The 18,378-nt window shown below is 63.7% G+C and carries 19 protein-coding genes; 17 read left to right on the forward strand and 2 right to left on the reverse strand.

The window, feature by feature from the left end; translation table 11 throughout:
- Nucleotides 1-55: 55 nt before the first annotated feature.
- The 14 genes from A9K71_RS02210 (at nucleotide 56) to A9K71_RS02275 (ending at nucleotide 12,874) form a co-directional block, all read left to right on the forward strand.
- The gene (locus A9K71_RS02210) at nucleotides 56-931 is read left to right on the forward strand and encodes a VOC family protein (RefSeq protein WP_066989662.1); all 876 of its coding nucleotides are present in this window, start codon (nucleotides 56-58) and stop codon (nucleotides 929-931) included.
- Nucleotides 928-1,770, forward strand: coding sequence for a 3-deoxy-8-phosphooctulonate synthase (kdsA, locus tag A9K71_RS02215; protein WP_066989664.1), 843 nt, complete (start codon nucleotides 928-930; stop codon nucleotides 1,768-1,770). The genes A9K71_RS02210 and kdsA overlap by 4 nt, the downstream gene beginning before the upstream one ends.
- A gap of 79 nt (nucleotides 1,771-1,849) precedes the next feature.
- Nucleotides 1,850-2,215: a PRC-barrel domain-containing protein gene (locus A9K71_RS02220; protein ID WP_066989666.1), complete on the forward strand. Its 366-nt coding sequence runs from the start codon at nucleotides 1,850-1,852 to the stop codon at nucleotides 2,213-2,215.
- A 391-nt stretch (nucleotides 2,216-2,606) separates the two neighbouring features.
- On the forward strand, nucleotides 2,607-3,881 hold the full coding sequence (eno, locus tag A9K71_RS02225; protein ID WP_066989668.1) for a phosphopyruvate hydratase: 1,275 nt from the start codon (nucleotides 2,607-2,609) through the stop codon (nucleotides 3,879-3,881).
- A gap of 167 nt (nucleotides 3,882-4,048) precedes the next feature.
- Nucleotides 4,049-4,372, forward strand: coding sequence for a septum formation initiator family protein (locus A9K71_RS02230; RefSeq protein WP_066989670.1), 324 nt, complete (start codon nucleotides 4,049-4,051; stop codon nucleotides 4,370-4,372).
- Nucleotides 4,373-4,550: 178 nt separating this feature from the next.
- The gene (gene pdhA, locus A9K71_RS02235; protein ID WP_066989672.1) at nucleotides 4,551-5,597 is read left to right on the forward strand and encodes a pyruvate dehydrogenase (acetyl-transferring) E1 component subunit alpha; all 1,047 of its coding nucleotides are present in this window, start codon (nucleotides 4,551-4,553) and stop codon (nucleotides 5,595-5,597) included.
- A 13-nt stretch (nucleotides 5,598-5,610) separates the two neighbouring features.
- Nucleotides 5,611-7,002: a pyruvate dehydrogenase complex E1 component subunit beta gene (locus A9K71_RS02240; protein ID WP_066989674.1), complete on the forward strand. Its 1,392-nt coding sequence runs from the start codon at nucleotides 5,611-5,613 to the stop codon at nucleotides 7,000-7,002.
- Nucleotides 7,003-7,020: 18 nt separating this feature from the next.
- A complete protein-coding gene (locus A9K71_RS02245; RefSeq protein ID WP_066989676.1) occupies nucleotides 7,021-8,385 on the forward strand; it encodes a pyruvate dehydrogenase complex dihydrolipoamide acetyltransferase in 1,365 nt (454 codons plus the stop codon).
- 16 nt (nucleotides 8,386-8,401) lie between these two features.
- Nucleotides 8,402-8,827, forward strand: a complete 426-nt coding sequence (locus A9K71_RS02250; protein ID WP_066989679.1) for a hypothetical protein — start codon at nucleotides 8,402-8,404, stop codon at nucleotides 8,825-8,827.
- Entirely contained in the window at nucleotides 8,824-9,462 is a 639-nt protein-coding gene (locus A9K71_RS02255) for an SGNH/GDSL hydrolase family protein (protein WP_066989681.1), read from the forward strand. Before A9K71_RS02250 ends, A9K71_RS02255 begins: the two co-directional genes overlap by 4 nt.
- A gap of 26 nt (nucleotides 9,463-9,488) precedes the next feature.
- Nucleotides 9,489-10,934: a dihydrolipoyl dehydrogenase gene (gene lpdA / locus A9K71_RS02260; RefSeq protein ID WP_066989683.1), complete on the forward strand. Its 1,446-nt coding sequence runs from the start codon at nucleotides 9,489-9,491 to the stop codon at nucleotides 10,932-10,934.
- Between the two features lie 102 nt (nucleotides 10,935-11,036).
- The gene (locus A9K71_RS02265) at nucleotides 11,037-11,294 is read left to right on the forward strand and encodes a GlsB/YeaQ/YmgE family stress response membrane protein (RefSeq protein ID WP_066989685.1); all 258 of its coding nucleotides are present in this window, start codon (nucleotides 11,037-11,039) and stop codon (nucleotides 11,292-11,294) included.
- Nucleotides 11,295-11,424: 130 nt separating this feature from the next.
- Nucleotides 11,425-12,390 carry a lipoyl synthase gene (gene lipA / locus A9K71_RS02270; RefSeq protein WP_066989925.1) on the forward strand — a complete coding sequence of 322 codons (966 nt, stop codon included), beginning with the start codon at nucleotides 11,425-11,427 and terminating at the stop codon, nucleotides 12,388-12,390.
- Nucleotides 12,391-12,397: 7 nt separating this feature from the next.
- Complete coding sequence (locus tag A9K71_RS02275; RefSeq protein WP_066989693.1) at nucleotides 12,398-12,874, forward strand: type II toxin-antitoxin system RatA family toxin; 477 nt, start codon at nucleotides 12,398-12,400, stop codon at nucleotides 12,872-12,874.
- On the opposite strand, the gene A9K71_RS02280 is transcribed toward A9K71_RS02275, so the two are convergent.
- Both A9K71_RS02280 and A9K71_RS02285 read right to left on the reverse strand, forming a co-directional pair.
- Entirely contained in the window at nucleotides 12,871-13,353 is a 483-nt protein-coding gene (locus A9K71_RS02280; RefSeq protein ID WP_066989696.1) for a CinA family protein, read from the reverse strand. The two genes, A9K71_RS02275 and A9K71_RS02280, sit on opposite strands and share 4 nt — an antisense overlap.
- A complete protein-coding gene (locus A9K71_RS02285; protein WP_066989699.1) occupies nucleotides 13,350-14,567 on the reverse strand; it encodes a bifunctional 2-C-methyl-D-erythritol 4-phosphate cytidylyltransferase/2-C-methyl-D-erythritol 2,4-cyclodiphosphate synthase in 1,218 nt (405 codons plus the stop codon). Before A9K71_RS02285 ends, A9K71_RS02280 begins: the two co-directional genes overlap by 4 nt.
- A 138-nt stretch (nucleotides 14,568-14,705) precedes the next feature.
- Between A9K71_RS02285 and dusB the strand changes: the two genes are divergently transcribed.
- From dusB to ntrC, 3 genes are read left to right on the forward strand one after another with little or no spacing between them, the layout of a single operon-like run.
- Nucleotides 14,706-15,734, forward strand: coding sequence for a tRNA dihydrouridine synthase DusB (dusB, locus tag A9K71_RS02290; protein WP_066989702.1), 1,029 nt, complete (start codon nucleotides 14,706-14,708; stop codon nucleotides 15,732-15,734).
- On the forward strand, nucleotides 15,731-16,873 hold the full coding sequence (locus A9K71_RS02295) for a nitrogen regulation protein NR(II) (protein WP_066989706.1): 1,143 nt from the start codon (nucleotides 15,731-15,733) through the stop codon (nucleotides 16,871-16,873). The genes dusB and A9K71_RS02295 overlap by 4 nt, the downstream gene beginning before the upstream one ends.
- Nucleotides 16,870-18,330, forward strand: coding sequence for a nitrogen regulation protein NR(I) (gene ntrC / locus A9K71_RS02300; protein WP_066989709.1), 1,461 nt, complete (start codon nucleotides 16,870-16,872; stop codon nucleotides 18,328-18,330). The genes A9K71_RS02295 and ntrC overlap by 4 nt, the downstream gene beginning before the upstream one ends.
- Nucleotides 18,331-18,378: the final 48 nt, after the last annotated feature.

The raw sequence follows: 18,378 nt of genomic DNA on the forward strand, positions 1-18,378 counted from the left end.
CGCCTTCGACGCCAGGCCTTGAACCGATTTCCGCAATGGTGCACACCGCGCCGGCATGACGAAAACTTCGCCCCATCCGCTCGACCATCTCGTTCTGCCCACGCAGAGCCTCGACATTGCAAGGCAGCGCCTCTCGTCGCTCGGCTTCTTCGTCGCGCCGACCGGCGTCCATCCTTTCGGGACTGAGAACGCTTGTGTTTTCTTCGCCGACGGCACCTTTCTGGAACCGCTGGCCGTCGGCGATGACAAAACGGCCGATCGGGCGATGGGCGAGGGCAACGTCTTCGTCGCGCGCGACCGCCTTTACCGCAGCAGGCTTGGCGACGAGGGCTTCTCCGCGGTCGTCTTCGGGACCGCCGATGCAGATGCCGACCACGCGCGCTATGTCGAAGCGGGGCTGTCGGCAGGCAACATGTTGAGCTTTTCGCGCGCCTTCACCGACACCGCGGGCAAAAGCGACACGGCATCGTTCAAACTGGCATTCGCGGCCGATAGAAAAGCACCGGACGCATTCCTGTTCGCCTGCCAGCGCATCAACGCGCCGCAGATCGACCGCACCGCACTGCAGGCACATGCCAATGGCGTGACCGGCATCGTCGAGATCGTGGCGGTGAGCGACGAGCCTTCGAGCCAGAGGGGACTGATATCGATCGCTGCCGGCCAGGGCGCGAGCGACGGCGACAGGACTGACCTGCCAAACGCGACCCTGGCCGTTCTGACGCCCGACGCTTTTGTCGCACGGTTCGGTGCTTCGGCAGGGCAGCCTTCGGACCTGCGTTTTGCGGCCGTCATCTTTGCGATACACAGCGTCGCCGCAGCCACCCAGCTACTTGCGGCCAACGCCATAGAGCACGACATGAGCGGCGACGATGTCGTCGTGCCGTCGGCACCCGGTCAGGGCGCAGCCTTCATCTTTCGGGAGATCCCATGAGCGAGCCCCTTGCGCCCAATGCCGCGGTAAGCGTCGGCAAGGTCGTTTTCGCCAACAATGCGCCCCTGTCGCTGATCGCAGGCCCCTGTCAACTCGAGTCGCGCCAGCATGCCTTCGACATGGCCGGCGCGCTGAAGGAACTGACCATCAGGCTCGGCATCGGGCTGGTGTACAAGACGAGCTACGACAAGGCCAACCGCACCTCGCTCGGCGGCGCGCGCGGTGCTGGGCTCGAGGCGGCGATGCCGATCTTCGACGCTCTGCGCAAGGAGTTCGGACTGCCGGTGCTGACCGACGTCCACACCGAGGAGCAATGCGCATTGGTCGCGCCGCATGTGGATGTGCTGCAGATACCGGCCTTTCTCAGCCGGCAGACGGATCTGCTGATTGCGGCGGCGCGCACCGGCAAGGTGGTGAACGTCAAGAAGGGTCAGTTCCTGGCGCCATGGGACATGAAGAATGTCGTCGCCAAGGTCACCGGTTCCGGCAACGCCAACGTGCTGGTCACCGAGCGCGGCGCCTCCTTCGGCTACAACACACTGGTGTCGGACATGCGAGCGCTGCCGATCATGGCCGAGATCGGCGCGCCGGTGATCTTCGACGCCACCCATTCCGTGCAGCAGCCGGGCGGGCAGGGCGGCTCGACCGGTGGCGAACGACGCTTCGTCGAGACCCTCGCGCGCGCCGCCGTGGCGATCGGCGTTGCCGGCGTGTTCATCGAAACCCACCAGGATCCGGACAACGCCCCCTCCGACGGCCCCAACATGGTGCCCTTGAAGAATCTTCCCACATTGCTGGAAAGGCTGATGGCGTTCGATCGGATCGCCAAGAGGCCGTAGCAGGGCAGCCGAAAATCTGGAACCTTCGCCCGCTCCCCTCATTGTCCACAACGGACAAGCAAATGAGAGGAGCACAACAATGACCACTCCGTCTGGCCACACCGAAGCCATTGCCGCCTCGCGCGTCATCGGCACCTCGGTCTACAACACCGCCGGCGACAGCATCGGCAGCATCGAGGACGTGATGCTCGACAAGATGTCGAACGGGATCATGTTCGCGGTCATCGGCTTCGGCGGCTTCCTCGGCATGGGCGAGAAGTATCACGCCATTCCGTGGGCAAGCCTCGACTATGATGAAAACATGGGCGGCTACGTCGTGCCTTTCACGAAGGAACAGCTCAAGGCGGCACCGGCCTACTCGATCGAGGAATTGACCGGCGCCGATGGTGAAGCGGCCCGCGATGCATCCTTCGAATACTACCACGTGAAGCCTTACTGGCACTGATCGGCCTGAGCGGCTGCTTCCAGAATCGAGAAGGCCCCCGGGTCCGGGGGCCTTCGAGCGTTGAGGAACCTATTCAGCGGTCCGAAGGGTGGATAGCTCCGTGGAGTTCTGCTGAGGCTTCTGGGTGTCGCAGGACGTTAGGAATGCCGCCGCGATCAGGAACAAACTCACGATACCGCTCAACTGGGACATGGCGAAACTCCTCGTGTTTCGCCCCGCGCAAACACGACCATAAATCAGAAGGGTGAGTCGTGCGCATGACTAATGATGACAAAGATTTGCGCTTCGTGAATCTTGTCACCGGCAATTATTGCGGACCGCCCAATTGCCTTTTGCCGGGCTTTGGCTAAGAGGGGCGCGACGCTTCAATCGATCAATCGGGGACATCGCAATGACCGCCATCATCGACATTGTCGGGCGTGAAATCCTGGACAGCCGTGGAAATCCGACCGTCGAGGTCGACGTGGTGCTGGAAGACGGCTCGATGGGCCGCGCCGCCGTTCCGTCGGGCGCCTCGACCGGCGCGCATGAGGCGGTCGAGCTGCGCGACGGCGGGCCGCGCTATCTCGGCAAGGGAGTCCAGGGCGCCGTCGAGGCCGTGAACGGCGAGTTATTCGAGGCGATCGGCGGCATGGAAGCCGAGAACCAGATCCATATCGACCAGACGATGATCGAGCTCGACGGCACTCCGAACAAGAGCCGGCTCGGCGCCAACGCCATCCTCGGCGTGTCGCTGGCGGTGGCCAAGGCCGCCGCCGAGGCCGCCGGGCTGCCGCTCTACCGCTATGTCGGCGGCGCCAAGGCGCACATCCTGCCGGTGCCGATGATGAACATCATCAATGGCGGCGCTCATGCCGACAACCCGATCGACTTTCAGGAATTCATGATCCTGCCGGTCGGCGCGCCGACGCTGCGCGACGGCGTGCGTTGGGGCTCTGAAATCTTCCATACGCTGAGGAAGAAGCTGAAGGATGCCGGCCACAACACCAATGTCGGCGACGAGGGCGGTTTCGCCCCCAACCTGAAGAGCGCGCCGTCGGCCCTCGATTTCATCATGGAATCGATCGAGAAGGCCGGCTTCAAGCCGGGCGAGGACGTGGCGCTCGGCCTCGACTGCGCGGCGACCGAGTTCTTCAAGGACGGCAACTACGTCTATGAGGGCGAGAAGAAGACCCGCGATCCGAAGGCGCAGGCCAAATACCTCGCCAAGCTCGCTTCCGATTATCCGATCGTCACCATCGAGGACGGCCTTGCCGAGGACGATTGGGAGGGCTGGAAATACCTGACCGATCTGATCGGCAAGAAGACCCAATTGGTCGGCGACGATCTGTTTGTCACCAACACGGCGCGACTGCGCGACGGTATCCGCATGGGCGTCGCCAACTCGATCCTGGTCAAGGTCAACCAGATCGGCTCGCTCACCGAAACGCTCGACGCGGTCGAGACCGCGCACAAGGCCGGCTACACCGCCGTCATGTCGCACCGCTCGGGCGAGACCGAGGATTCGACCATTGCCGACCTCGCAGTCGCCACCAACTGCGGGCAGATCAAGACCGGCTCGCTGTCGCGCTCAGACCGCATGGCCAAGTACAACCAGCTCATCCGGATCGAGGAAGAGCTCGGCCGGCAGGCGCGCTACGCCGGCAAGTCGGTGGTCAAGGGCTGATCCGGACAAACTGTCTTGGTTGTTGAAAGAGGCGGAGAGGCGGGTTTCCCCGCCTCTTTTTGTTTCGGCAAGTCTCAGTCCAGCCAACCGTAACCGTCCATTAAGCACAATCGGGCGAAAAAAGACTCGAACAGCCGCTTGCGCTCGCGGCCGAAAGGGTTCGGGTCATGTGGACACGTCAGCACAAGCAGAGAAACACCGGCAAGCTGATCGTTCCGTCGCTCTGCGTGCTGTTTCTCGCCTATTTCGGCTTCCATGCCTATCACGGTGAGTTCGGCATCTACTCCAAATATCGGCTGCAGGCCCAGGCGGCCGAACTCCAGACTCAGCTCGACGCGGTCAAGGCGCGCCGGATCGACTTCGAACGTCGTGTCCAGCTCATGCATGAAGGCACGCTGGAAAAGGACATGCTTGACGAGCAGGCCCGAAAGGCGCTCAATCTGTCCCATCCGGACGAAATCACCATCATGCTGCCGGCTTCGGCAAAATAACCGAATTTCGGTTAATCAAACTTATTTGCAATGATTCTAATCGCTTAGGATGCATGTCAGCCATGCATTTTTCAGCATGGCGCATTGCATTCTTGCGTGTTAGCCTCGCTCAAATCGGTGGGGAGACGGGTCGCTCTCCCTTGAATGTCCGCGAAGAGACGCCAACAGGGAGTGATGTATGGCCACCGCCGCCAGAAAAGCGCCTGCCAAGTCCAAATCCAGATCCGACGGCAAATCGTCGGCCCTTTCCACCCCCAAGCCAGCCGACTTCACCAAAGAAGAAGAGCTCTCCGCCTACCGGCACATGCTGCTCATTCGCCGCTTCGAGGAGAAGGCGGGCCAGCTTTACGGCATGGGCTTTATCGGCGGCTTCTGCCACCTCTATATCGGCCAGGAGGCCGTCGTTACCGGCATGAAGATGGCGCTGATCGAGGGCGACCAGATGATCACCGCCTATCGCGACCATGGCCACATGCTGGCGATGGATCTGTCGCCGCGCGGCGTGATGGCCGAGCTCACCGGGCGCCGTGGCGGCCTGTCGAAAGGCAAGGGCGGCTCCATGCACATGTTCTCGAAGGAGAAGCATTTCTATGGCGGCCACGGCATCGTCGGCGCGCAGGTGTCGCTGGGCACAGGCCTGGCCTTCGCCAACCGCTACCGCGACAACAAGAATGTCTCGCTGACCTATTTCGGCGACGGCGCCGCCAACCAGGGCCAGGTCTATGAAAGCTTCAACATGGCCTCGCTGTGGAAGCTGCCGGTAATCTACATCATCGAGAACAATCGCTACGCCATGGGCACATCGGTGTCGCGCTCATCCGCCGAGACCGACTTCTCCAACCGCGGCGCTTCCTTCAAGATTCCCGGCATCCAGGTCGACGGCATGGACGTTCGCGCGGTCAAGGCAGCCGGCGACGTCGCCGCCGAATGGTGCCGCGGCGGCAACGGCCCGCTGATCCTCGAGATGCAGACCTATCGCTATCGCGGGCATTCGATGTCCGACCCGGCGAAGTATCGCTCCAAGGAAGAAGTGCAGAAGATGCGCTCGGAGCACGACCCGATCGAACAGGTCAAGGCGCGCCTGATAGATAAGAAGTGGGCGAGCGAAGACGATCTCAAGGCCGTCGACAAGGAGGTCCGCGACATCGTCGCCGACGCCGCCGAATTTGCCCAGCACGACGCCGAGCCGGATCCGTCCGAGCTCTGGACCGACATCGTACTCTAAGGAGGGCACGGACATGCCGATCGAAATTCTCATGCCCGCTCTCTCGCCGACGATGGAAGAGGGCAATCTTTCCAAGTGGTTGAAGAACGAAGGCGACAAGGTCGTCGCCGGCGACGTCATCGCCGAGATCGAGACCGACAAGGCGACGATGGAAGTCGAAGCCGTCGATGAAGGCACGCTCGCCAAGATCGTTGTTCCGGCCGGCACCGAAGGCGTCAAGGTCAACGCGTTGATCGCCGTGCTTGCGGTCGACGGTGAAGACGTCGACAAGGCCGGCGAAGGCATCGGCGAAGAAGAGCCCAAGGCTGAAGCGGCCGCGCCGGCACCGGCGCCCGCCGCGGCCAAAAGCGAGGCGGCTGCGCCTGTCGCCGCCGCGCCGAAGGCGGAAGTCGCGGCCGATCCGGACATCCCTGCCGGCACCGAAATGGTCTCGACCACGGTGCGCGAGGCGCTGCGTGACGCGATGGCCGAGGAAATGCGCCGCGACGGCGACGTCTTCGTCATGGGCGAGGAAGTTGCCGAATACCAAGGCGCCTACAAGATCACACAAGGCCTGCTGCAGGAATTCGGCCCGCGCCGCGTCGTCGACACCCCGATCACCGAGCACGGCTTTGCCGGCGTCGGCGTCGGCGCAGCCATGGCAGGCCTGAAGCCGATCGTCGAGTTCATGACCTTCAACTTCGCCATGCAGGCGATCGACCAGATCATCAATTCGGCCGCCAAGACGCTCTATATGTCCGGCGGCCAGATGGGCGCACCGATCGTCTTCCGCGGCCCGAACGGTGCGGCCGCCCGCGTCGCCGCCCAGCACTCGCAGTGCTACGCCGCCTGGTACAGCCACATCCCCGGGCTGAAGGTGGTGATGCCCTACACGGCAGCCGACGCCAAGGGCTTGCTCAAAGCCGCGATCCGCGATCCGAACCCGGTCATCTTCCTCGAGAACGAAATCCTCTACGGCCAGTCCTTCGACGTGCCGAAGCTCGACGATTTCGTGCTGCCGATCGGCAAGGCGCGCATCCACAAGCAGGGCAAGGACGTCACCATCGTCTCCTTCGGCATCGGCATGACCTATGCGGTCAAGGCCGAGGCCGAACTGCGCGGCATGGGCATTGATGCCGAAATCATCGATTTGAGAACCGTCCGTCCGCTCGACTTCGATACCATCATCGCTTCAGTCAAGAAGACCAACCGGCTGGTCGTGGTGGAGGAAGGCTTCCCGCAGAGCTCGGTCGGTGATCACATCGCCAGCCAGGTGTCGCAGCGCGCCTTCGACTTCCTCGATGCGCCGGTCATCACCATCGCCGGCAAGGACGTGCCGATGCCTTACGCGGCGAATCTCGAGAAGCTGGCGCTGCCCAATGTCGGCGAGGTCGTCGAGGCGGTCAAAGCCGTCACCTATCGCTGAGCCGGTCGGGAGGACAACATGCCAATCAACATCACCATGCCGGCTCTCTCGCCCACCATGGAAGAGGGCAATCTCGCCAAGTGGCTGGTCAAGGAAGGCGATCATGTTGCGCCCGGCGACGTGATCGCCGAAATCGAGACCGACAAGGCGACGATGGAGGTCGAAGCCGTCGATGAGGGCACAGTCGCCAAGCTCGTCGTTCCGGCAGGCACCGAAGGCGTCAAGGTCAATGCGGTGATCGCCATCCTGGCCGGCGAAGGCGAGGACGCCGGTGCTGCCGCAAAGAGCGATGGCGGGGCGGCGCCCAAGGCGGAGGCTCCGAAAGCGGACCCTGCGAAGGCCGAGGCGCCCAAGGAAGCGCCGAAGCCGGCACCCGCGCCGGCGAAGGCCGAGCCTGCACCGGTCGCCAACGGCCACGCCGGCGGCGAGCGCGTGTTCGCCTCGCCGCTCGCCCGCCGCATCGCCAAGGATGCCGGTGTCGACGTGAAGGGGCTTAGTGGCTCCGGTCCGCATGGCCGCGTGGTGAAGGCCGATGTCGAGGCGGCGATCGCTTCCGGCGGCGCCAAGGCTGCGCCTGCCGCCAAGGCTCCTGCCGGTGCGCCCGCAGGCGCTCCTGCCCCCGCGCCGAAGCCGATGTCGGACGATCAGGTGCTGAAGCTGTTCGCGGAAGGCTCTTACGAACTCGTTCCGCACGACAATATGCGCAAGACCATTGCGCGCCGCCTGGTCGAGGCCAAGAGCACCATTCCGCATTTCTATCTGACGCTCGACTGCGAGCTCGATGCGCTGCTCGCGCTGCGCACGCAACTCAACGCCGCGGCCCCAATGCGGAAAACCGAGAAGGGCGAGGTCCCGGCCTACAAGCTCTCGGTCAACGACATGGTGATCAAGGCGATGGCGATGGCGCTGATGGCGGTGCCGGACGCCAACGCCTCCTGGACCGAAAACGCCATGGTCAAGCACAAGCACGCCGATGTCGGCGTCGCCGTGTCGATACCGGGCGGCCTGATCACGCCGATCATCCGCCATGCCGACGAAAAGACGCTGTCCGTCATCTCCAACGAGATGAAGGATCTGGCAAGCCGCGCACGCGGCCGCAAACTGAAGCCCGAGGAGTACCAGGGCGGCACCACGGCCGTGTCCAATCTCGGCATGTTCGGCGTCAAGGATTTTGCCGCCGTTATCAACCCGCCGCACGCCACGATCCTTGCGGTCGGCGCCGGCGAGGAGCGCGCCATCGTGAAGAAAGGCGAGATCAAGATCGCCACCATGATGTCGGTGACGCTGTCGACCGATCACCGCGCCGTCGACGGCGCGCTCGGTGCGGAGCTGCTCGGCGCCTTCAAGCGCATGATCGAAAACCCGATGGGCATGCTGGTGTAAGGAAGGGAAAAAGGCGGTGCGGAATTTCTTCACCAGCCTTTTCGCCTTCATTCTTTCCGGTCTGGCCGGCGTACTTGTCGTTCAAGAGCTGGCGGTCATCACCGGCGCGACAGAGGAATGCATTCTGGTCTTCGCGGCCACGGTGATGATCGTCGTTGTGGTCACGGTCGCCTTCTTCCTCGTTCAATTCCGAGGCAAGCCGGTGCGGGCGCTCGATGGGATGCTGTGGCTGCTGCTTGCGCTTTTCTGTCTCGGGCTGCTGGCGCTGGTGGGCTGGACGTTTTCGGTGCCGGCCGAGAGCCGGGCGACCGCAGATGACCTTTCGATCGTTGCCGGGGTGATCCTGCCGGGCGTAGCGGCGATCATCGTGCAATGGCTGTTCGTGCGCTGGCGGCTCAAGCGCTCGGCGGCGGGGTTCGGCAGGGGTGGGGCAAGCGCATGAAGACTATTCTCTGTTACGGCGACTCGCTGACCTGGGGCTACGACGCTGCCAACCTCGGGCGCCATGCGCTGGGGGACCGCTGGCCCAGCGTGCTCAAGACGGCGCTGGGCGACGGCATCGAGGTCATCGCCGAAGGGCTGAACGGCCGCACCACCGCCTTTGACGATCACCTCGCCGGTGCCGACCGCAACGGCGCGAGAACGCTGCCGACGATCCTTACGACGCACGCGCCGCTCGACCTGATCATCATCATGCTGGGCGCCAACGACATGAAGCCGTGGATCCACGGCAATCCCGTAGCCGCAAAGCAGGGCATGCAGCGCCTGATCGATATCGTGCGCGGCCACGACTATCCGTTCGACTGGCCGGCTCCGCAGATTCTCATTGTCGCGCCGCCCGCGGTGACGCGCACCGAGAATGCCGAATTCAAGGAAATGTTCGCCGGCGGCGATGACGCCTCGAAGCGGCTGGCGCCGCAGTACTCTTCGCTTGCCGACGAGGCCGGCTGCGGCTTCTTCGACGCCGGCACCGTGGCGACGACCACGCCGCTCGACGGTGTCCATCTCGATGAGGAAAACACGCGGCGGATCGGTCAGGCACTGGCCCCCCTCGTGCGTGTGATGCTTTCATTCTAACCCCAAGAAAAATCAGGGAGAAACCCGTGGCTGAGAACTACGACGTCATCATCATCGGCTCAGGCCCCGGCGGCTATGTCACCGCGGTGCGTTCCGCCCAGCTCGGCTTCAAGACGGCGATCGTCGAGCGCGAGCATCTCGGCGGTATCTGCCTCAACTGGGGTTGCATCCCGACCAAGGCGCTTCTGCGCTCGGCGGAGATCATGCATTATTCGGACCATCTCAAGGATTACGGCCTGAAGCTCGACGGCAAGGTCAGCCCCGACACCGCTGCCGTCGTCGACCGCTCGCGAAAGGTTTCGCTCAGGCTGAATGGCGGCGTCGCCTTCCTGATGAAGAAGAACAAGGTCGACGTCATTTGGGGTGAGGCGAAACTCTCAAAGCCGGGTGAGATCGTCGTCTCCAAGACCGCCAAGAAGCCGATGGAGCCGCAGCCGCCGGTGCCGAAAGGCGTCAAGGTCGAGGGAACCTATACCGCCAAACACATTATCCTGGCGACCGGCGCCAGGCCGCGTGCGCTGCCGGGCATCGAGCCGGACGGCAAGCTGATCTGGACCTATTTCGAGGCAATGGTGCCGAAGGAGATGCCGAAGTCGCTGCTGGTGATGGGCTCGGGCGCCATCGGCATCGAGTTCGCTTCCTTCTACCGCACCATGGGCGCCGAGGTGACGGTTGTAGAGCTGCTGCCGGCGGTGATGCCGGTCGAGGATGCCGAGGTCTCGAAATTCGCGCAGAAACAGTTCGAGAAGCAAGGCATGAAGATCCTGCTCGAGGCCAAGGTGACCAAGGTCGAGAAATCTGCCAACTCGGTCACCGCGCATGTCGAGATGAAGGACGGGAAGGTCGAGAAGATCACCGCCGACCGCATGATCTCGGCCGTCGGCGTGCAAGGCAATATCGAGGGCCTCGGCCTCGAGGCGCTTGGCGTCAAGACGGATCGCGGCTGTGTCGCGGTCGACGGCTACGGCAGGACGAACGTGCCCGGCATCTATGCCATCGGCGATGTGGCCGGGCCGCCGATGCTCGCCCACAAGGCCGAGCACGAGGGCGTGATCTGCGTCGAGAAGATCGCCAATATCCCGGGCGTGCACGCCATCGACAAGCTGAAGATCCCGGGCTGCACCTATTGCAGCCCGCAGGTCGCCTCGGTCGGCCTGACCGAAGCCAAGGCCAAGGCCGAGGGCAAGGACATCCGCGTCGGTCGCTTCCAGTTCGGCGCCAACGGCAAAGCCATCGCGCTCGGCGAGGACCAGGGCTTCATCAAGACCATCTTCGACAAGAAGACCGGGCAGCTGCTGGGCGCGCATATGATCGGCGCCGAGGTGACCGAACTCATCCAGGGTTTCGTCGTGGCGATGAACTTGGAGACCACAGAGGAAGAGCTGATGCACACGATCTTCCCGCATCCGACCCTGTCGGAGATGATGAAGGAAAGCGTGCTCGACGCCTATGGCCGCGCTTTGAACGCATGATAGACTGCTTGCGCGAGACTCAGACGCGGCAGCCGGAGGATTCTGAGGGCAAAGCAGTTCGTATCCGGATGCATTTTCACCTGATCAAGGAGGAATTGGCATATGGACGTGAATGGCGTGGGCTGGATAGCAGCCATCATCATTGGAGGCTTGGCCGGATGGCTCGCCGAAATGGTCATGAAGAGCAACACCGGCATCCTCATGAACATCATTTTGGGTATCGTCGGCGCGATCGTTCTCAATGCGATCTTACAGGCTCTCAACATCCAGTCCTTCGGCGCCGGCTGGTTCGCGTATTTGATCACCGGTTTCATCGGCGCCTGCCTGCTGATCTTTGTCGGCCGGCTGGTACGGCGCTGAGCCCCAGCGAAGTCCGTTATGCGAAAATGGCCGTGGCGGCATGCGCCGGCGTGGCCTTTTTCTTTATTCCGAAAAGTCCTAGATGACGCAGACAGGCGGCCGCGATGCGGGCGGCCGCGAAGGGTTCGAAATGGTCACTGTTCTCGACACGATCGCCAATGCGCCGCGCCCGCGGCATCCCGAAAAGGCGCACAGGCCGGACCAGGAAGTGCTGCGCAAGCCGGACTGGATCCGCGTCAAGGCGCCGGTTTCGAAGGGTTACGCCGAGACGCGCGAGATCGTGAAGTCGCACAAGCTGGTGACGGTGTGCGAGGAGGCCGGATGCCCGAACATCGGTGAATGCTGGGACAAGAAGCACGCCACCTTCATGATCATGGGCGAGATCTGCACGCGCGCCTGCGCCTTCTGCAATGTCGCCACCGGCATCCCGACCGCCCTCGACGCGGATGAGCCGGCGCGTGTCGCCCATGCGGTCAAGCAGATGGGCCTCAGCCACGTCGTCATCACCTCTGTCGACCGCGACGACCTCGACGACGGCGGCGCGCAGCATTTCGCCGACGTCATCCACGCCATCCGCGCCGCCGCGCCTTCAACGACGATCGAGATCCTGACGCCCGACTTCCTGCGCAAGGACGGCGCACTTGAGATCGTCGTTGCGGCCAAGCCCGACGTCTTCAACCACAATCTGGAAACCGTGCCGTCGAATTACCTGACGGTGCGGCCGGGCGCCCGCTACTTCCACTCGATCCGGCTGCTGCAGCGCGTGAAAGAACTCGATCCGTCGATCTTCACCAAGTCCGGCATCATGGTCGGCCTCGGCGAGGAGCGGAACGAAGTGCTGCAGCTCATGGATGACCTGCGTTCGGCAAATGTCGACTTCATGACCATCGGCCAATACCTGCAGCCTTCGAAGAAGCACCATCCGGTGATCCGCTTCATCACGCCGGACGAGTTCAAGTCCTTTGAGACGATCGGCAAGACGAAGGGCTTCCTGCTGGTCGCTTCGAGCCCGCTGACGCGCTCCTCGCATCATGCCGGCGAGGATTTCGCCAGGCTGCGCGCGGCGCGCGAGGCGCAGCTCAAGAAAGCCAGCTGACGCTTTCATGCCGAAATTCGAAGCCACCCGCCGCGTCGCCTACACGCCGGAACAGATGTTTGCGCTGGTGGCGGATATCGAGACCTATCCGCAATTTCTGCCGCTCTGTGAGGCGCTGACGGTGCGCTCGCGCAAGGAGCGCGACGGCCGCACCATCCTCGTCGCCGACATGAGCATCGGCTACAAGGCGATCCGCGAAACCTTTACGACCCAGGTGCTGCTCAAGCCCGACGAGAACGCCATCGACGTCAAATACATCGACGGCCCGTTCAAATATCTCAGCAACATCTGGCGCTTCGATCCGGCCGATGGCGGCTGCGAAGTGCATTTCTTCATCGACTACGAATTCAAGAGCCGCATTCTCGGCGCGCTGATGGGCACGATGTTCGATCGCGCCTTCCGCATGTTTTCCGAAGCATTCGAGAAGCGAGCGAACGTGATCTACGGCGCAGCGCAAGGCACGCCTGATCCGCGGATAGCCTAGGCCAGCGCTCGCAGGCCGAGCTGCAGCGCGTGCCGGACCGTCTCGTGGCGGATGAATTCCCGCCCCTTATGACCAAACAGCTGGCACTCGACGACGACCGGCTGGCCGGCAAATGCTATCCCGAACCAGACGAGACCCACCGGCTTTTCCGACGAGCCGCCGCTCGGGCCGGCAATTCCGGTGACCGCAAGGGAGAGGCTCGCGCGCGAATGCGTCAGCGCACCCGCCGCCATCTCCCTGACCGTCTCACCCGAGACCGCGCCATGCGCCTCAAGCGTTGCCGCGGAGACGCCGAGCATCTCCATCTTGGCTTCGTTGGAATAGGTGATGAAGCCGCGATCGACCACGGCGGAAGAGCCGGCAATGTCGGTCAATGCTGCAATGATCAGACCGCCGGTGCAGCTCTCGGCCGTAGCCAGCATGATGCCGCGCTGCTGACAAGCCTGGAGCAGGGCGTTGGCTAATTCCGCGTTGCTCATGCCGGCACGTCTCCCGGATAGACGACGCTGGCCGTCGCGATCGCCGCAATGCCTTCGCCGCGCCCGACAAAGCCGAGCTTCTCGTTGGTCGTCGCTTTGATCGAAATGCGTTCCGGCGCAATGCCGAGCATCGCCGCCAGCGCCGCCGTCATCGCCTCGCGATGCGGCCCCACCCGCGGCGCCTCGCAAATCAGCGTGATATCGGCATTGGCGATGCGCCCGCCGTGCTCGCGCACCAGCTTCGCGGCATGCTCGACGAAGATCTTCGAGGCAGCGCCCTTCCATTGCCGGTCCGATGGCGGAAAATGCGTGCCGATGTCGCCGGCGCCGCAGGTGGCGAGCAACGCATCGGTGAGCGCATGAAGCCCGACATCGGCGTCCGAATGACCGGAGAGTTTCCGGTCATAGGGGATAGTGACCCCGCACAGAGTGACGTGGTCGCCCGCTTCGAACGCGTGCACATCATAGCCATTGCCGGTGCGGATGTCCGGAAAGCGCGGCAGCGCATTTGAGAGCCGCTGGTCGGCCATCGCGATATCCCTTGCCCAGGTGAGCTTGATGTTGTCCGGCGAGCCCTGGACGATCTTGACCGGAATATGCGCCCATTCGGCGATCGCCGCGTCGTCGGTGAACTCGCTTTTGCCGAGATGATGCGCCTTCTCGTGCGCCGCCAGCAACGGCCAGAACGGGAAGCCTTGCGGTGTCTGCGCCGCGTGCAGGCCGGCCCTCGACACCGTCTCCTCGATCATGCCCTCGGCCGATTCCCGCTTGAGCGTGTCGGCGACGGGCAGCGCCGGCAGGGCGCCCTGGCGCTTGCCGATGGCCTCGATGGTTCGGTCGATGAGCCCATGATCGACAAACGGGCGCACCGCATCATGCACCAGCACCTTTGCCGGCGCCTGCTCCCTCAGCGCCAAAAGTCCCAGCCGGACGGAAGCCTGGCGGGACGGACCGCCCATGACGATGAGCGTGCGCGTAGCATTAGCTCCCGCCGCGCGCTCGAACAGCTCGCGGTCGTCGGCGTGGATCGCCACCACCACTGGCCCGACGGCTGGATGTGACAGGAATCTTTCCAGCGTATGCGCAATGACGGCGCGTCCGCCGATGCGCTGATACTGCTTCGGCCCCTCGGCCTGTCCGGCACGGGCGCCGCGGCCGGCGGCGACAATGACCACGCCGACCTTGCCGTCCGGTTTTTCACTTGTGTCAGTCATGGCGAGAGGCTTAGTCGCGGCTCGCAGGGAAGGCCAGCATTTTCCAAAATGCGCTTAATGTGACGTCATTGCGCGTTGCACAATGGCTTGCATCTGGCTACACAATGTGCAGCAATCGAATATGCTTGGTTTTTGTGCATGCCTGAATTGACCACATTGGCTTCGCCGCTCGACGTCGGCGGCGTAAGGATACGCAACCGCGTGTTCCTGGCGCCGATGTCCGGCATAACCGACGAGCCGTTCCGTCAGCGTGCGCATGCGCATGGTGCCGGGCTGGTCGTGTCGGAAATGGTGGCGAGCGGCGAACTGGCCAAGGGCAGGGCCGGCTGCGATCTGCGCATCCGCCATTCCGGGCTGCCCGTCCATATGGTGCAGCTTGCTGGCCGCGAGGCAGCGCACATGGCCGAGGGCGCGCGAATCGCGGCGGGCGAGGGCGCCGACATCCTCGACATCAACATGGGCTGCCCGGCAAAGAAGGTGACGGGCGGCTATGCCGGCTCGGCGCTGATGCGCGATCTCGATCACGCGCTCTCGCTGATCGAGGCGGTGGTCGGTGCGGTCTCGGTGCCGGTGACGGTCAAGATGCGGCTCGGCTGGGACGAAAGCGCGCTCAACGCGCCCATGTTGGCGCGCCGCGCCGAGCTGGCCGGCGTGCGCATGGTGACCGTCCACGGCCGCACGCGCTGCCAGTTCTATCAGGGTAAGGCCGATTGGCGCGCCATTGCGCGCGTCAAGGAAGCGGTCTCGATCCCGGTGGTGGCCAATGGCGATGTCGGCTCGCCGGAAGAGGCTGCGACGATCCTGGATCAATCAGGCGCCGACGCGGTGATGATCGGCCGTGCCCATTACGGCGCGCCGTGGACCGCCGGTAGCATCGCGGCAGCCGCCGCTGGCATGTCTGCAACCGATATTCCCCAAACGCCCCAGACGCTCGCCGACTACGTGGTTGCGCATTACGAGGACATGCTCTCGCTCTACGGCGTCGAAAGCGGGCTTCGCCAGGCGCGCAAGCATCTCGGCTGGTATCTGGACAGCCACGCGACTGGTGTTTCGGCGGAACGGCGCAAGCATATCCTCACTTCCTTCGAGCCGGCTGAAGTGATCGCCGGGCTGCGTCAAGCTTTTACCGAAAGCGCGGCATCGCCAGAATTGCGGAGCGCGGCATGAATACGAACCTCCCACAGCCGGCCGACACCGCGGATGCCGCCAATATCGTGCTGAACACCATTCGCCGCCCGGTGATCATGGTCGATGCCGACGGCTTCATCACCTTCGCCAACGCGGATGCAGAGGATTTCTTCCGCTCCAGCGCGACCATGCTGGCGCGCAACACGTTGTCCAAGCTGGTCCCGTTCGGCAGTCCGCTGCTGACCTTAGTCGACCAGGTGCGCGAGCGCCGCGCGCCGGTCAACGAATACCGCGTCGACGTCTCTTCGCCGCGCCTCGGCATCGAGAAGATGGTCGACCTCTATGTCGCCCCGGTGCCGGAGTTTCCCGGCTCGGTCGTGGTGATGTTCCAGGAGCGGTCGATGGCCGACAAGATCGACCGGCAGATGACACATCGGGGCGCCGCCCGTTCTGTCACCGGCCTGGCGGCCATGCTGGCGCATGAGATCAAGAACCCGCTCTCCGGCATCCGCGGCGCGGCGCAACTGCTCGAGCTCTCAGCCTCCGACGAGGACCGTGCGCTCACCCGCTTGATCACCGACGAGACCGACCGCATCGTGTCGCTGGTCGACCGCATGGAGGTGTTTTCCGACGAGCGGCCGATCGAGCGCTTTCCCGTCAACATCCATGTCGTTCTGGATCATGTGAAAGCGATCGCCAAGAACGGCTTCGCAAAAAAAATCAAGATCTTGGAGGAATATGATCCATCGCTTCCTCCAGTCTATGCCAACCGTGACCAGCTGATCCAGGTGTTCCTCAACTTGGTCAAGAACGCCGCGGAGGCGATCGGCGCCGACCCGCAGGGCGAGATCGTGCTGTCGACGGCTTTCCGGCCCGGCATCCGCGTTTCCGTGCCGGGAACGCAAGACCGCGTCTCGCTGCCGCTGGAATTCTGCGTGCACGACAACGGCCCCGGTGTTTCAGAGGACATCCTGCCGATCCTCTTCGATCCGTTCATCACCACCAAACCGAACGGCTCGGGCCTCGGGCTGGCCCTGGTCGCCAAGATTGTCGGCGAGCATGGCGGCATCATCGAATGCGATTCGACGCAGCGTGGAACCACTTTCCGCGTCTTGATGCCGGCCTGGAAGGACACTTTGCCCAACGCCGGCGACGAAGCTGAAGGAGACCGCAAATGACCGTTCGCGGCAATATCCTCGTCGCCGACGACGATGCGGCGATCCGCACCGTGCTCAACCAGGCGCTGTCGCGCGTCGGCCATGAGGTGCGCGTGACCTCGAACGCCTCGACGCTGTGGCGCTGGGTAGCTGCCGGCGAGGGCGACCTCGTCATCACCGATGTGGTGATGCCGGACGAGAACGCCTTCGACATGCTGCCCCGCATCAAGAAGGCGCGGCCCGAGCTGCCGGTCATCGTCATGAGCGCGCAGAACACTTTCATGACCGCCATCCGCGCCTCCGAGACCGGCGCCTACGAGTATCTGCCGAAGCCGTTCGATTTGACCGAGCTGCTCAACATCGTCAACCGCGCGCTTGCCGAGCCGAAGCGGCCGAAGCTGGATTCCCGCGCCGACGACCAGCCGGAGACGATGCCGCTGGTCGGCCGCTCGGCGGCCATGCAGGACATCTACCGCATGCTGGCCCGCATGATGCAGACCGACCTGACGGTGATGATCAGCGGCGAATCCGGCACCGGCAAGGAGCTGGTGGCGCGCGCGCTGCACGAATACGGCCGCCGCCGCGGCGGGCCTTTCGTGGCCATCAACATGGCCGCGATCCCGCGCGACCTGATCGAATCGGAACTGTTCGGCCATGAGAAGGGCGCCTTCACCGGCGCGCAGAACCGCTCCACCGGCCGCTTCGAGCAGGCCGAAGGCGGCACGCTGTTCCTCGACGAGATCGGCGACATGCCGATGGAGGCGCAGACGCGCCTGCTGCGCGTGCTCCAGCAGGGCGAATACACCACCGTCGGCGGCCGCACGCCGATCAAGACCGACGTGCGCATCGTCGCCGCCACCAACAAGGATTTGCGGACCCTGATCAACCAGGGTCTGTTCCGCGAGGACCTGTTCTACCGCCTGAATGTCGTGCCGCTGCGACTCCCGGCGTTGCGAGAGCGTTCTGAAGACGTGCCTGACCTTGTCCGGCATTTCTTCAAGCAGGGCGCCAGCGAAGGCCTGCAGACCAAGCGCATTTCCGCCGGTGGCATCGAGCTGATGAAGCGCTATCCCTGGCCCGGTAATGTGCGCGAGCTGGAAAATCTGGTGCGCAGGCTCGCCGCGCTCTATTCGCAGGACGAGATTTCGGCCGAGATCATCGAGGCCGAACTGAAGACCGGCGAGCGATCTGTCGTGCCGGACGGCGGCGCGCTGATCCCCGACGATCTGTCGATCGGCCAGGCGGTCGAGCATTTCCTGCAGCGCTATTTCGCCTCGTTCGCCGGCGATTTGCCGCCGTCCGGGCTCTACCAGCGCATCCTCGCCGAGGTCGAATATCCGCTGGTGCTGGCTTCGATGACCGCGACGCGCGGCAACCAGATCAAGGCGGCCGAGCTTCTGGGCCTGAACCGCAACACGCTGCGCAAGAAGATCCGCGAGCTTGGCGTCAACGTCTACAAGGCCGCCAGGCAGCCCTGAGTTGCCCTTCACTTTTGGGAATTAAGTCGGGGAAAGATTTCCGTCCCG

Origin of the sequence: Mesorhizobium sp. WSM3873 (assembly GCF_001672445.1) — a bacterium.
Taxonomy (GTDB): domain Bacteria; phylum Pseudomonadota; class Alphaproteobacteria; order Rhizobiales; family Rhizobiaceae; genus Mesorhizobium.

Coding starts and splice junctions, on each gene's coding strand:
- A9K71_RS02210 (WP_066989662.1), top strand. CDS start 56: ATGACGAAAACTTCGCCCCATCCGCTCGACCATCTCGTTCTGCCCACG.
- kdsA (WP_066989664.1), top strand. CDS start 928: ATGAGCGAGCCCCTTGCGCCCAATGCCGCGGTAAGCGTCGGCAAGGTC.
- A9K71_RS02220 (WP_066989666.1), top strand. CDS start 1,850: ATGACCACTCCGTCTGGCCACACCGAAGCCATTGCCGCCTCGCGCGTC.
- eno (WP_066989668.1), top strand. CDS start 2,607: ATGACCGCCATCATCGACATTGTCGGGCGTGAAATCCTGGACAGCCGT.
- A9K71_RS02230 (WP_066989670.1), top strand. CDS start 4,049: ATGTGGACACGTCAGCACAAGCAGAGAAACACCGGCAAGCTGATCGTT.
- pdhA (WP_066989672.1), top strand. CDS start 4,551: ATGGCCACCGCCGCCAGAAAAGCGCCTGCCAAGTCCAAATCCAGATCC.
- A9K71_RS02240 (WP_066989674.1), top strand. CDS start 5,611: ATGCCGATCGAAATTCTCATGCCCGCTCTCTCGCCGACGATGGAAGAG.
- A9K71_RS02245 (WP_066989676.1), top strand. CDS start 7,021: ATGCCAATCAACATCACCATGCCGGCTCTCTCGCCCACCATGGAAGAG.
- A9K71_RS02255 (WP_066989681.1), top strand. CDS start 8,824: ATGAAGACTATTCTCTGTTACGGCGACTCGCTGACCTGGGGCTACGAC.
- A9K71_RS02265 (WP_066989685.1), top strand. CDS start 11,037: ATGGACGTGAATGGCGTGGGCTGGATAGCAGCCATCATCATTGGAGGC.
- lipA (WP_066989925.1), top strand. CDS start 11,425: ATGGTCACTGTTCTCGACACGATCGCCAATGCGCCGCGCCCGCGGCAT.
- A9K71_RS02275 (WP_066989693.1), top strand. CDS start 12,398: ATGCCGAAATTCGAAGCCACCCGCCGCGTCGCCTACACGCCGGAACAG.
- A9K71_RS02280 (WP_066989696.1), bottom strand. CDS start 13,353: ATGAGCAACGCGGAATTAGCCAACGCCCTGCTCCAGGCTTGTCAGCAG.
- A9K71_RS02285 (WP_066989699.1), bottom strand. CDS start 14,567: ATGACTGACACAAGTGAAAAACCGGACGGCAAGGTCGGCGTGGTCATT.
- dusB (WP_066989702.1), top strand. CDS start 14,706: ATGCCTGAATTGACCACATTGGCTTCGCCGCTCGACGTCGGCGGCGTA.
- A9K71_RS02295 (WP_066989706.1), top strand. CDS start 15,731: ATGAATACGAACCTCCCACAGCCGGCCGACACCGCGGATGCCGCCAAT.
- ntrC (WP_066989709.1), top strand. CDS start 16,870: ATGACCGTTCGCGGCAATATCCTCGTCGCCGACGACGATGCGGCGATC.